Raw genomic sequence first — 13,671 nt, 5'->3', positions numbered from 1 at the left:
GTCGAGCAATAGGATGGAACCAGTCTAATCGGAAAGGTCTGTGCATCAGCGTGGCCAGATTGCAGGAGATCCCAGCGGAATTCGCGGACGACGACACGATCTATGAGTCCTTCGGCGAATACTGCGCAGAGATCGGTGTCGAGCCGTACCCGGCTCAGGACGAGGCGTTCCTCACGATCCTCGCCGGCGACAATACGATCATGGCGACCCCGACCGGTTCGGGGAAGTCACTCGTCGCCCTCTTCGCCCTCTACCAGTCCTTCACCCGCGGGATCCGGTCGTACTACACGGCCCCGCTCAAGGCCCTGGTGAGCGAGAAGTTCTTCTCCCTCATCGACGCCTTCGGAGCCGAGAACGTCGGCATGATCACCGGTGACTCCACCGTCAACCCGGACGCTCCCGTCATCTGCGCCACGGCGGAGATCCTGGCCAATCAGGCGCTGCGCGAAGGCGGAATGCTCGACGCGGGAATGGTCGTCATGGACGAATTCCACTATGTCGCCGACCCCTCGCGCGGATGGGCCTGGCAGGTGCCCCTCCTCGAGATGCCGCAGACCCAGTTCGTCCTCATGTCCGCCACCCTGGGCGACACCGCCGACATCCGGCGAACCATGACGGAGACGACCGGACGGGACTCCTCCGTGGTCACCTCGGCGACCAGACCCGTCCCGCTCGAGTACGAATATTCGACAGAGACGTTGTCGGACACGCTGCGCGGGCTCGTCCGCAACGACAAGGCCCCGGTCTACGTCGTCTCATACTCCCAGAACGGCGCCATCGACCTCGCCACCAATCTGCTCTCGGTCGACCTCGCATCGAAGGAGCAGAAGGCGGCGATCGCCGCCGCCATCAAGGGCTTCACCTTCGGCAAGGGATTCGGGACCAGCCTGCGCAAACTGCTGCTGCACGGCGTCGGCGTCCACCACGCGGGGATGCTGCCGAAGTACCGCCGACTCATCGAACAGCTCGCGCTGAAGGGTCTGCTGCTCGTCATCTCCGGCACGGACACCCTGGGCGTGGGCATCAACGTGCCCATCCGCTCCGTGCTGCTGACCGGATTGACGAAGTTCGACGGGCGGAAGATGCGCAGGCTCAGCGTCCGCGAATTCCAACAGCTCGCCGGGCGTGCCGGGCGAGCCGGCTTCGACACCCGCGGCTACGTCATCGCCCAAGCCCCCGAACACGTCATCGACAACCTCAAGGCCGAAGCGAAGGCCGCGAACGATGAGAAGAAGAAAAAGAAGAAGGTCAAGAAGAAAGCCGCCCCCGTCGGCTTCGTCGGCTGGTCCGAAGAGACCTTCGCAAAACTCATCGAAGGCGAATCCGAGACCCTGCGGCCGCGGATGAAGATCGACCATTCGACGATCCTCAACCTCGTCGCCCGCCCCGGCTCCGATGTCTCGACCATCAGCGACTTCATCGACAAGACGCATGAGAGCAGGGACCGCCGGCTCGACCTCAAACTCACCGCGATCAGCATCGGACGTTCCCTCCTCGACGCCGGACTCATCGAGGTCCGCGGCAGCGAACTCATCGCCACCCAGGACCTCGGCCCCCAGTTCGCGCTCAACCAGCCCCTGGCTCCCTTCGTTCTCGCCGCACTCGACCTTCTCGACGAGAACGACGACACCTACGCCCTCGACGTCGTATCCATCGTCGAGGCGACCACCTCGGTGCCGTTCCAGATCCTGAAGGGCCAACTCGACCGGATCAAGGGGGAGACCCTGGCCGAGCTCAAAGCCGAAGGCGTCGAATACGCCGAACGCATGGCGATCCTCGACGAGATCGAAAGCCCCGCACCCCTGGCTGAGATGCTCGAACCGGCCTTCGACCATTTCGTTGAGACTCATCCCTGGCTCCACCGGGGCGGCTTCGAACCCAAATCCGTCGTCCGCGACATGATCGAGCAGGCCATGGGCTTCACCCAGTTCGTCGGCTACTACAGCCTCGCCCGGGCCGAGGGCAGCCTGCTGCGCTACCTCACCGACGTCTACCGCGCGCTGCTCCACAACGTGCCCGCGGAGAACCGGACCGAGGAACTCGAGACCATCATCGAATGGTGTGGTGAGACCATCGCACGGACGGATTCGTCGCTGCTCGACGAATGGCGCACACTGCAGGGTCTCGACCCCACTCAAGCTACCGACGATCTGCCGGCCCTCGACCGCCGCTTCTCCGAGAACACGAAGGTGTTCACCGCGGAGATCCGCAATGCCCTGTTCCACCGAGTGCTGCTGGCCGAACGTGCGAACTACACGGAACTCGGCCGCCTCGACGCCGAATCCGGATTCGACTCCCGTGCCTGGGAAGACGCGATCGAGGACTTCTACGACGAATACGGAGAGCTCATCGTCGACCAGAAGGCCCGGGGACGGGAATATATCGACATCACACCCGGTTCAGACACATGGAGCGTCCGCCAGATCCTCGCCGACCCCGACGACAACAGGGACTGGGCCGTCGACGCCGAGGTGGACGTGGCCGCCAGCGACGAATCCGGAGACATCGTGCTCCGCATCCTCTCCGTCGGAGAGATCGGCGGATGAGTCTTCGAACCGTTGCGAATACAGCAATGTCAGTGCCGAGTAATACAGTGGTCAGGTGATGAAAACCAATAACGGTGAGCAAGTGACAGGCGTTTCCCATCTCGACACCCTGTGGGTCAAGGGAGCCCGAGCGCACAATCTCAAGAACGTCGAGATCGCGCTGCCGCGCGACTCGATGGTCGTGTTCACCGGCTTGTCCGGTTCCGGCAAATCGTCGCTGGCCTTCGACACGATCTTCGCCGAGGGTCAGCGACGCTACGTCGAATCCCTGTCCTCCTATGCCCGGATGTTCCTCGGGCAGATGGACAAACCCGACGTCGACTTCATCGAAGGGCTGTCCCCGGCGGTGTCGATCGACCAGAAGTCGACCTCGCGCAATCCGCGTTCGACCGTCGGCACGATCACCGAGGTCTATGACTTCCTGCGCCTGCTGTGGGCACGGATCGGCACCCCGCACTGCCCCGTCTGCGGTGAGGTCATCACGAAGCAGACACCGCAGCAGATCGTCGACCAGCTGCTCGAACTCGAGGAACGCACGAAGTTCCTCGTCCTCGCTCCCGTCATCCGCTCCCGCAAGGGCGAATTCGTCGACCTCTTCACCGACCTGCAGTCCAAGGGCTTCTCCCGGGCGATCGTCGACGGTGAGCAGATCAGCCTGAGCGAACCGCCGACCCTGGAGAAGCAGTACAAGCACACGATCTCCGTGGTCGTCGACCGCCTCGTCGCCAAATCGGGAATGCGCCCGCGCCTGACCGACTCCGTCGAAACCGCGCTGGGGTTGGCCGATGGACGCATCGACGTCGAACTCGTCGACGCGGGCACGACGCGCACATTCTCGGAGCATATGTCCTGCCCGAACGAGCACCCCCTGACGATCGACGAGATCGAACCCCGCTCGTTCTCCTTCAACTCGCCCTTCGGCGCCTGCCCCACCTGCGACGGCATCGGCACCCGCCTGCAGGTCGACGAAGCTCTCGTCGTCCCCGACGAGGACCTCAGCCTCGGCTCCGGGGCCATCGCCCCCTGGTCGGGCGGCAAACAGGTCGCGAAGTACTTCAACCGTCTGCTCAAGGGCCTCGGCGACGAACTCGGCTTCGATATGAAGACGCCGTGGAAGAAGCTGCCGAAGACTGCGAAGACTGCGATACTCACGGGCAAGGACTACAAGGTCCACGTGAAGTACAAGAACCGTTTCGGCCGCGAACGCACATACTCGACGGGCTTCGAGGGCGTCTACCAATACATTCAGCGCAAGCACGAGGAAACCGAATCCGAGTGGTCGCGGGAACGCTACGAGTCCTATATGCGGGAGATCCCGTGCGCCAGCTGCGACGGTACGCGCCTCAAACCGGAGATCCTCGCCGTCAAGGTCGGCGGCAGATCCATCGCCGAGGTCTCCGAACTCGCCCTCGACGAAGCGGCCTCCTTCCTCGGTTCCCTCGAACTGAGCTCCCGGGACGCCGCGGTGGCGGCGCAGGTGATGAAGGAGATCAACGCCCGCCTCGGCTTCCTCCTCGACGTCGGCCTCGACTACCTCAGCCTCAACCGGGCCGCCGGTACGCTCTCCGGCGGTGAGGCCCAGCGCATCCGCCTGGCCACACAGATCGGCTCCGGCCTCGTCGGCGTCCTCTACGTCCTCGACGAGCCCTCGATCGGTCTGCACCAGCGTGACAACCGCCGACTCATCGAAACGCTCAACAAGCTCAAGGATCTCGGCAACACCCTCATCGTCGTCGAACACGATGAGGACACCATCGAATCCGCCGACTGGATCGTCGACATCGGGCCCGGTGCCGGCGAGCACGGGGGAGAGGTCGTCTACTCCGGTCCTGTCACCGGCCTGAAGGATGCCGACGGATCGATCACCGGCGACTATCTCTCCGGTCGACGAGCGATCCAGATCCCGCCGACCCGCCGTCCCGTCGACAAGGACCGGATGGTCACCGTCGAGAAGGCCGTGGAGAACAACCTGCGCGACGTCACGGTGTCCTTCCCCCTCGGCGTACTCACCGCCGTCACCGGCGTCTCCGGGTCGGGCAAGTCGACCCTGGTCAACGAGATCCTCTACACGCAGATGGCGAATGTCCTCAACGGCGCGTCCCGGGTGCCGGGACGGCACAAGCGCGTGACCGGTTTGGACAACCTCGACAAGGTCGTCCACGTCGACCAGTCGCCGATCGGGCGGACCCCGCGGTCGAACCCCGCGACCTACACCGGCGTCTTCGACCATGTGCGCCGACTGTTCGCCGAAACCGAATCGGCGAAGGTCCGCGGCTATCTGCCCGGACGGTTCTCGTTCAACGTCAAGGGCGGACGCTGTGAGAACTGCAGCGGCGACGGCACGATCAAGATCGAGATGAACTTCCTGCCCGACGTCTACGTCCCCTGCGAGGTCTGCCAGGGCGCCCGGTACAACCGCGAGACGCTGGAAGTCACGTTCAAGGGCAAGAACATCGCCGAAGTCCTCGATATGCCCATCGAAGAGGCCAACGACTTCTTCGCCGCGATTCCGGCGATCTCGCGACACCTCAAGACGCTCGTCGAAGTGGGGCTCGGCTATGTCCGACTCGGGCAGCCGGCCACGACTCTCTCCGGCGGTGAGGCCCAGCGTGTCAAACTCGCCGCGGAACTGCAGAAGCGCTCCCGCGGCCGCACCGTCTACGTGCTCGACGAACCGACGACCGGACTGCACTTCGAGGACATCTCGAAGCTGCTCATGGTCCTCCAGGGACTCGTCGACAAGGGCAATACGGTCATCGTCATCGAACACAACCTCGACGTCATCGGCAACGCCGATCACATCATCGACCTCGGACCGGAGGGCGGTCGCGGTGGTGGGCAGATCATCGCCCAGGGCACCCCCGAAGAGGTCGCCGAGGTGGCCGAATCCCACACCGGACGGTTCCTCAAACCGATTCTCAAGTCCTGATCCGAATGCCTGAGCCATCCACCTACCGTCCGGCCACCGGGTCGATCCCCACCTCGGCCGGGGTCTACAAGTTCCGGGACCCCGATCGGCGGGTGATCTACGTCGGGAAGGCGAAGAACCTCCGCAACCGACTCAACTCGTACTTCGCCAATCCCGCCGCGCTGCATCCGCGCACCTCGACGATGGTTCACACCGCGAACTCGGTCGAATGGACCGTCGTCGACACCGAGGTCGAAGCGCTCCAGCTCGAATGGACGTGGATCAACGAGTTCAATCCGCGGTTCAACGTCATGTTCCGCGACGACAAGTCCTATCCGTATCTGGCGATCACGATGAACGACGAGGTGCCTCGTGCCTTCATCACTCGCGGAAAGCGACGCAAGGGCGTGAAGTACTTCGGTCCGTTCGCCCAGGTGTGGGCGATCAAGGACACGCTCGATCTGCTGCTCAGGGCCTTCCCCATGCGGACCTGCACAGCAGGCGTCTACCGCCGGGCCGAACGCAGCGGCAGACCCTGTCTGCTCGGATACATCGACAAATGCGCAGCCCCCTGCGTCGGCCAGATCAGCAAGGGCGATCACAAGGATCTCGCCCGCAGCATCTCAGATTTCATGTCCGGCAACACCGGCCGTTTCATCAGCCACCGGCAGAAGGAGATGGCCAGCGCCGCGGCAGAACTCGACTATGAGCGCGCGGCCCGTCTGCGCGACGAGATCTCCGCGCTGCAGAAGGTCCTCGACAAATCGGCTGTGGTCCTGTCCGTGAGCGCCGACTGCGATATCTTCGCCCTCGTCACCGAGGAGCTCGAAGCCTCCGTCCAGGTCTTCCATGTGCGCCAGGGTCGCATCCGCGGTCAGCGCGGCTGGATCATCGAACGCTCCGATGACCACACTCCCGCCGAGCTGACCACCGACTACCTGCGTCAGGCCTACTCCGGCCTCGACGCCGATGCCATCCCGAAGGAGATCCTCGTCGACACTCTGCCGGCGGATCTCGATTCGCTGGAGGCGTGGCTGAGCCAGCAGCGTGGTTCCCGAGTGACCGTGCGGGTGCCCGAACGCGGTGAGAAGAAGGCGGCCTTGGAGACGGTGGGGAAGAACGCGAAGGAAGCGCTCGTCCAGCACAAGCTCAAGCGCTTCTCCGACCTGACGACACGCAGCCAGGCGCTCAAGGAGATCCAGGAGCACCTCGACCTGGCGGAAGCACCGCTGCGCATCGAATGCATCGACATCTCCCACACCCAGGGGTCGAACGTCGTCGCCTCCCTCGTCGTGTTCGAGGACGGCATGGCGAAGAAGCGTGACTACCGACACTTCGCCATCCACGGGGACGCGGCGGCCGACGATACGGCATCGATGTACGACGTCGTCTCACGTCGCTTCAGCCGCTACCTCGAGCAGATGACCTCCGAGGAACCCGACGAGCGCTTCGGCTACCGGCCCAGCCTCCTCGTCGTCGACGGTGCGGGCCCGCAGGTTGCGGCAGCGACGCGAGCACTGACCGATCTCGGCATCGTCGACATCTCGGTCGTCGGTCTGGCCAAACGACTCGAAGAGATCTGGGTTCCCGACGATCCGTTCCCCGTCATCCTCCCACGCAACTCCGAAGGTCTCTTCCTCATGCAGCGCCTGCGGGATGAGGCCCATCGCTTCGCCATCACCTATCACCGGTCCAAACGTGCAAAGGCGATGACGAGCTCGGTGCTCGACGAGATCCCGGGGCTCGGGGAATCGAAGCGCACCGCTCTGCTGCGTCATTTCGGATCCGTGAAGAAGGTCCGCGCCGCCACCGCCGAAGAGATCTGCGAGGTCAAGGGGATCGGTCCCGCTCTCGCCGCGAAGATCGTCGGGGCTCTGACCGACTGAGCTCTGCGATTCTGCCCTAGAGTAGTGCCGAGGGACACTGATCCCGCCGACCGAACGGGCATGAGCAGAGGAGGACGCGTGAGCGTGCAGGCCGAATCGAACGGATCCGACCACCCCATCGAGGTGGTGCTCGTCACCGGCATGTCCGGAGCCGGCCGCACGACCGTGGCCAATGTGCTCGAAGACATGGACTGGTACGTCGTCGACAACCTGCCCCCGCAGATGATGCGTCCGCTCGTCGAGCTCGTCGCTCGAGCCGATGGCGCCCTGCCGAAGATCGCGATCGTCATCGATGCCAAGGGCCGGACGAAGTACACCGAGCTGCAGGAGACGATCAGCGATTTCGTCGATCAGGGTCTGTCCCTGCGCATCGTCTTCCTCGACGCCTCCGACGAAGTCCTCGTCCGACGGTTCGAATCGACGAGGCGACCCCATCCTCTGCAGGGGGAGGGGACCCTGCTCGACGGCATCGAAGCCGAACGTGCCGAGCTCGAGTCCCTCAGACACCGCGCCGATATCATCGTCGACACCTCCGAGCTCAACGTGCACCAGCTGTCTGCCGAGGTGCGCAAGCGCTTCAGCGACGATGACACCCCACCGCTGCGCCTGACGGTGATGAGCTTCGGATTCAAATACGGACTGCCGAAGGACGCCGACCACGTCGCCGACGTCCGCTTCCTGCCCAACCCGTACTGGATTCCCCATCTGCGCGGACACAACGGGCTCGACTCCGATGTCGCCGACTACGTTCTCGAGCAGAACGGCGCCGAGGAATTCATCGAACGCTATGCCGCAACTCTGTCCACGGTCGCCGAAGGGTATCTGCACGAGGGACGCGGATATGCGATGATCGGGATCGGCTGCACCGGCGGCAAACACCGCTCCGTGGCGATCAGCGAACGCGTCGGACGACTGCTCTCGGCCCGGACCGGGATTCCGGTCACCGTACGTCACCGTGATCTGGGAAGAGAATGACATGGAGACCGAAGATCTGCCCGTCATCTCCACGGGCGCACAGAAGGACGGTCCCAATATCGTCTCCTTCGGCGGCGGCCACGGTCTCTATGCGGCGCTGAGGGCGTTCCGCCTGCTCACCGAAGACCTCACTGCGGTCGTCACCGTCGCCGATGACGGCGGCTCATCCGGACGTCTGCGCGACGAACTCGGCGGACTGCCTCCCGGTGATCTGCGGATGGCGCTGGCCGCACTCTGCGATGACGGAACCTGGGGTCAGACGTGGCGTGACGTCATCCAGCACCGCTTCGAATCGGCGGGGGAGCTGGACGGTCACGCAGTGGGCAATCTGCTCATCGCCGCCCTGTGGCAGATCCACGGCGACCATGTGGCCGGCCTGGATTGGATGGCCCGTCTGCTGCGCGCTCACGGCCGTGTGCTGCCGATGTCCTCGGTGCCGCTGACGATCGAAGCCGATGTGAAGTTCCCCGGCTCCTTCCAGGTCGTGCGCGGCCAATCCGTGCTCGCCTCCACAATCGGCCACGTCGAGACCGTACGCCTCGACCCGGCGGCCCCACCGGCCCGCTACGAGACAGTCGACGCGGTGGAGGAAGCCGATGTCCTCAACCTCGGCCCCGGCTCGTGGTACACCTCGGTGATGCCTCACCTGCTCGTGCCCTCCCTCGCGGAGGCGATCGTGACCTCGAACGCGGTGAAATCCCTCACGCTCAACCTCAGCTCCACCGACGGTGAGACGAAGGACCTGAGCCTCGGCGAACACCTCGTCTCCCTCCACCGACATGCCCGCTCACTGACCTTGGACTATGTCCTCGTCGACGAGGCGGCCACCGAACTCGAACCCGATCTGCCGGACCGGGCCGAAGACATGTTCGGGGCGAAGCTCTGGGAACGTCCCTTGCGCTCACGGAGGCAGGGACAGCATGACAGCCTCAAACTCGCGGCATGCTACCGTGACATGTTGTTGGACGCCGGGATCGGCGTCGCCGAGCAGTGGTAGAACTTCAGGTGCAGGAGGACGAGCTATGGCACTGACCGCTCAGGTCAAGGACGAGTTGGCGCGTGTGACGATCACACGCACCTCCGCCCGCAAGGCCGAGGTGTCCTCGATCTTCCGCTTCTCGTCGGCTCTGCACCTCGTCAACGGCTCGATCGTCCTGGAGGCCGAACTCGACACCGCTCAGGCCGCCAAGCGACTGCGCGCGGAGATCAAGGACCTCTACGGTCAGCATGCCGACATCGTCGTCATCAATGCCGCCGGGATCCGCCGCTCCAACCGCTACCTGCTGCGTGTCACCCGTGACGGGGGAGCGCTGGCCCGCCAGACCGGACTCGTCGACAACCGCGGCAGGCCTGTGCGCGGACTGCCCTCGGCCATCGTCAACGGGTCCGTGGCCGATGCCGAGGCCGCCTGGCGCGGAGCCTTCCTCGCCCACGGCTCCCTGACCGAACCGGGACGCTCCTCGGCACTCGAGGTCACGTGCCCGGGCCCCGAGGCGGCTCTTGCCCTCGTCGGCGCCGCTCGTCGCCTCGGCCTGAGTGCGAAGGCCCGTGAAGTCCGCGGAGTCGATCGCGTCGTCATCCGCGACGGCGACGATATCGCCGCACTGCTCACCCGCATGGGCTCCCACAGCGCCGTGCTGGTCTGGGAGGAACGGCGGATGCGCCGGGAGGTCCGCGCGACCGCGAACCGTCTGGCGAACTTCGACGATGCGAACCTGCGCCGCTCCGCACGTGCCGCTGTGGCCGCCGGAGCTCGGGTCGAACGCGCACTGGAGATCCTCGGCGACGAGGTCCCCGAACACCTCCGCTATGCCGGTCAGCTGCGAGTGACTCACAAACAGGCGTCTCTCGAGGAGCTCGGCCAGCTCGCCGACCCGCCGATGACGAAGGACGCGGTCGCCGGCCGGATCCGCAGGCTGCTGTCGACTGCGGACAAGCATGCGGAAGAACTGGGAATTCCCGGTACCGAAGCCAGTCTGACCCCGGAAATGCTCGAGGATCGCTAAGATCGAGGCATGAGACGAATCGCCATCAACGGCTTCGGCCGCATCGGTCGTGCCCTGTTCCGTCTGTCCCTCGAACCCGATGCCGATTTCGAGGTCGTGGCCATCAACGATCTCACCGATACGACGACCCTGGCCCATCTGCTCTCCCACGATTCCGTCTGGCCGCGGTTCAACCATGACGTCGACGCCGCCGACGAGGCGATCATCGTCGACGGACGCGAGATCGCCGTGACCAGCCAAGCCGACCCGGCCGCCATCGACTGGAGCTCGCACAAGGTCGAACTCGTCGTCGAATCCACCGGACGCTTCACGCGTCAGGACCAGGCCGAGGCCCACCTCGGCGGCACCGTGCAGACGGTCGTGCTCTCCGCCCCCGGAAAGGATGTCGACGCCACCCTCGTCATGGGCGTGAACGAAGACGTCTTCGACCCGACCGCGCACTCCGTGGTCTCGAACGCCTCGTGCACGACGAACTGCATGGCCACCGTCGTCAAAGCACTCGACGACGCCCTCGGCGTCGAATCCGGTCTGCTCAACACCGTCCACGCCTACACCGGCGACCAGATGCTCGTCGACGGACCCCACCGGGATCTGCGTCGGGCGCGCGCCGCCGCCGTCAACATCGTGCCCACCACGACCGGCGCCGCTCGCACCGTCGGCCGCGTGATGCCCCACCTCGAGGGCAAGCTCGACGGACTGGCCGTGCGCGTGCCCGTGCCCGCCGGTTCGATCATCGATTTCACCTTCACCACGTCCACGGGCGCCGACCGGGACGAGGTCAACGCAATCCTCGCCTCCGCGGCGGACGGATCACCGTATCTCGACTTCTCCACCGACGAACTCGTCTCCACCGACATCGTCGGCACCACCGCCTCGGCGATCGTCGATTCCAAGCTCACGATGGTTCTGGGAGACCAGATCAAGGTCGTGGCCTGGTACGACAACGAGTGGGGCTACACGAACCGACTCAAAGACATGGTCAGCTACATTCTCAGCGAAAGGGACTCATGAGGACATTCGACGATGCGGGCATCTTCGCCGGCCACACGGTGCTCGTCCGCAGCGATCTCAATGTGCCGCTGGACGACGGCACCATCACCGATCGGGGGCGCATCCTGGCTTCGGCCGGAACCATCAGGTCCCTCGCCGAGGCGGGAGCCAAGGTCATCGTGATGTCGCATCTGGGTCGGCCCAAGGGAGAACCGGATCCGCAGTTCTCCTTGGCCCCGATCGTCCCCGAGCTCGCCGACGCCATCGGCCGTCCGGTCGCCTTCGCCGCCGACACCGTCGGTGAGGATGCGCAGACGAAGGCCGCGGCCCTGTCCGACGGCGAGGTGCTGCTGTTGGAGAACCTCCGCTTCAACCCGGGCGAGACGGCGAAAGACGATGCGCAGCGCCAGGAGTTCGCGTCCCGCTTGGCCGGACTGGCCGACGACTTCGTCTCCGACGGTTTCGGGGTCGTCCATCGCAAGCAGGCCTCGGTCTACGACATCGCCGGCCTCCTCCCGCACTATGCCGGTTCGCTGGTGCGTGCGGAAGTCGAAGTCAGCGACCGGCTGCTCAATGATCCCGCCTCACCGTTCACCGTCGTCCTCGGCGGGTCGAAGGTCTCGGACAAACTCGGCGTCATCGACAACCTCATCGACCGTGCCGACAATCTGCTCATCGGCGGGGGAATGGTCTTCACCTTCCTCGCCGCGCTCGGCCACGACATCGGTTCGAGCCTGGTCGAGAAAGACCGCATCGACGACGTCGTGGGCTACCTCGAACGCTCCCGGTCCGGCGGGGCCCGCATCGTCCTGCCTACGGACATCGTCATGGCCGCCTCCTTCGCCGCCGATGCCGAACACTGGGTCCGGCCCGTCGCCGAACTCGAAGACACTCCTGCAGGAGGCGACGGCCTCGGCCTCGACATCGGCCCCGAATCGGCCCGCACCTACGCCGAGATCATTGCGGGCTCGACCACCGTGTTCTGGAACGGGCCGATGGGCGTCTTCGAATTCCCGGCCTTCGCTGCCGGCACCAAAGCCGTCGCCCAGGCACTGACCGATGACGGCAGCGGTCAGGGACAGCGGCTGACCGTGGTCGGCGGCGGTGACTCCGCGGCCGCCGTGCGCAGCCTCGGCTTCGCCGACGACGCTTTCGGCCATATCTCCACCGGCGGTGGTGCCAGCCTCGAATACCTCGAAGGCAAGACCCTGCCCGGACTCGACGCACTCGGATGAGGAAGACAGACACCATGAACGACCGCACCCTGCTGCTGGCAGGCAACTGGAAGATGAACCACGACCACTTGGAGGCGATCTCCGCTGTCCAGAAGCTTGCCTGGGCACTCGAGGACGCCAAACTCGACGACAGTCATTGTGAAGTCGTCGTCGTCCCGCCATTCACCGATATCCGTTCGGTGCAGACCCTCGTCCAAGGCGACAAACTGTGGCTGAAATACGGCGCCCAGGACGTCTCCCAGCACGCTCCCGGAGCGCATACGGGAGAGATCGCCGCTTCGTTCCTCTCCCGGCTCGGCTGCAGCTACGTGGTCATCGGCCACAGCGAACGCCGCGCGGACAACCACGAGACCAATGAGGTCGTGGCCGCGAAGATCAAGGCCGCACTCTCGGCCGAACTCACGCCGATCCTCTGCGTAGGGGAGTCCCTCGAACAGCGGCAGGAGAAGAGCCACGTCGAGTTCACGCTCGGGCAGATGGATGAATCCCTGGCCGGATTCGACGCCTCCGATCTCTCCGGCCTCGTCATCGCCTACGAGCCCGTGTGGGCGATCGGCACCGGAGAGACCGCCACGGCCGCCGATGCCGCCGAAATGGCGTCGGCCATCCGAGTGCGCCTCGGTGAGAAGTACGGCGACGCTCTGGCCCAGACCACCCGCATCCTCTACGGCGGATCCGTCAAGGCCGACAATGTGGCAGAGATCGTCGCGTCCGCAGACGTCGACGGCGCGTTGGTGGGCGGTGCGAGCCTGAGCGGCCCGGACTTCGCCGCTTTGTGCAAGGCCGCGGTCGCGAAGTAGACTGACAGACGCATCATTCGACGAAACACTCGACGAAACATAGGTTGAATCCGACGTGGAAATCCTCAACATCATTCTCATCGCGCTGCTTGTGCTCACGAGCGTCTTCCTCACCCTGCTGATCCTCATGCACAAGGGCAAGGGCGGTGGCATGTCCGACATGTTCGGCGGCGGAATGTCCTCGTCGCTGGGGTCCTCGGGTGTCGCCGAGCGCAACCTCAACCGGTTCACCACGCTCATGGCGATCATCTGGGCGGCCTGCATCATCCTGCTGGGAGTCCTCACCCGCTTCAACGCCTGAGCAGACGAATGAGAAGGACCCCGA

General features: G+C 64.9%; 10 protein-coding genes. All 10 read left to right on the top strand.

Translation table 11 applies throughout. The annotated features are described in order from the left end of the window. The first annotated feature begins 50 nt into the window (after nt 1-50). From AD89_RS0106450 to secG, 10 genes are read left to right on the top strand one after another with little or no spacing between them, the layout of a single operon-like run. Nucleotides 51-2,546 (top strand): DEAD/DEAH box helicase, encoded by a 2,496-nt coding sequence (locus AD89_RS0106450; RefSeq protein ID WP_025777788.1) that lies wholly within the window; start codon nt 51-53, stop codon nt 2,544-2,546. Nucleotides 2,547-2,604: 58 nt separating this feature from the next. After that, nucleotides 2,605-5,475, top strand: coding sequence for an excinuclease ABC subunit UvrA (uvrA, locus tag AD89_RS0106445; protein ID WP_025777787.1), 2,871 nt, complete (start codon nt 2,605-2,607; stop codon nt 5,473-5,475). A gap of 5 nt (nt 5,476-5,480) precedes the next feature. Continuing rightward, a complete protein-coding gene (gene uvrC / locus AD89_RS0106440) occupies nt 5,481-7,340 on the top strand; it encodes an excinuclease ABC subunit UvrC (protein ID WP_025777786.1) in 1,860 nt (619 codons plus the stop codon). A gap of 60 nt (nt 7,341-7,400) precedes the next feature. Further along, nucleotides 7,401-8,315, top strand: a complete 915-nt coding sequence (gene rapZ / locus AD89_RS0106435) for an RNase adapter RapZ (RefSeq protein ID WP_180956928.1) — start codon at nt 7,401-7,403, stop codon at nt 8,313-8,315. Between the two features lies 1 nt (nt 8,316). After that, nucleotides 8,317-9,312 (top strand): gluconeogenesis factor YvcK family protein, encoded by a 996-nt coding sequence (locus AD89_RS0106430; protein ID WP_025777784.1) that lies wholly within the window; start codon nt 8,317-8,319, stop codon nt 9,310-9,312. Between the two features lie 25 nt (nt 9,313-9,337). Next, nucleotides 9,338-10,321, top strand: a complete 984-nt coding sequence (whiA, locus tag AD89_RS0106425; protein ID WP_025777783.1) for a DNA-binding protein WhiA — start codon at nt 9,338-9,340, stop codon at nt 10,319-10,321. A gap of 9 nt (nt 10,322-10,330) precedes the next feature. After that, nucleotides 10,331-11,332, top strand: coding sequence for a type I glyceraldehyde-3-phosphate dehydrogenase (gene gap / locus AD89_RS0106420; RefSeq protein WP_025777782.1), 1,002 nt, complete (start codon nt 10,331-10,333; stop codon nt 11,330-11,332). Then, nucleotides 11,329-12,546, top strand: coding sequence for a phosphoglycerate kinase (locus AD89_RS0106415; RefSeq protein WP_025777781.1), 1,218 nt, complete (start codon nt 11,329-11,331; stop codon nt 12,544-12,546). Before gap ends, AD89_RS0106415 begins: the two co-directional genes overlap by 4 nt. Before the next feature lie 14 nt (nt 12,547-12,560). Next, nucleotides 12,561-13,346, top strand: a complete 786-nt coding sequence (gene tpiA / locus AD89_RS0106410) for a triose-phosphate isomerase (RefSeq protein WP_025777780.1) — start codon at nt 12,561-12,563, stop codon at nt 13,344-13,346. Nucleotides 13,347-13,401: 55 nt separating this feature from the next. Then, entirely contained in the window at nt 13,402-13,647 is a 246-nt protein-coding gene (gene secG / locus AD89_RS0106405) for a preprotein translocase subunit SecG (protein ID WP_025777779.1), read from the top strand. Nucleotides 13,648-13,671 lie beyond the last annotated feature (24 nt).

It is taken from the genome of Brevibacterium sp. VCM10 (assembly GCF_000583215.1).
Lineage (GTDB): Bacteria > Actinomycetota > Actinomycetes > Actinomycetales > Brevibacteriaceae > Brevibacterium > Brevibacterium linens.
Note: the sequence above shows the minus strand (reverse complement) of the source record. Positions and strands in the feature narration are given on the sequence as shown.

Coding starts and splice junctions, on each gene's coding strand:
- tpiA (WP_025777780.1), top strand. CDS start 12,561: ATGAACGACCGCACCCTGCTGCTGGCAGGCAACTGGAAGATGAACCAC.
- AD89_RS0106430 (WP_025777784.1), top strand. CDS start 8,317: ATGGAGACCGAAGATCTGCCCGTCATCTCCACGGGCGCACAGAAGGAC.
- gap (WP_025777782.1), top strand. CDS start 10,331: ATGAGACGAATCGCCATCAACGGCTTCGGCCGCATCGGTCGTGCCCTG.
- uvrA (WP_025777787.1), top strand. CDS start 2,605: ATGAAAACCAATAACGGTGAGCAAGTGACAGGCGTTTCCCATCTCGAC.
- whiA (WP_025777783.1), top strand. CDS start 9,338: ATGGCACTGACCGCTCAGGTCAAGGACGAGTTGGCGCGTGTGACGATC.
- rapZ (WP_180956928.1), top strand. CDS start 7,401: ATGAGCAGAGGAGGACGCGTGAGCGTGCAGGCCGAATCGAACGGATCC.
- uvrC (WP_025777786.1), top strand. CDS start 5,481: ATGCCTGAGCCATCCACCTACCGTCCGGCCACCGGGTCGATCCCCACC.
- AD89_RS0106415 (WP_025777781.1), top strand. CDS start 11,329: ATGAGGACATTCGACGATGCGGGCATCTTCGCCGGCCACACGGTGCTC.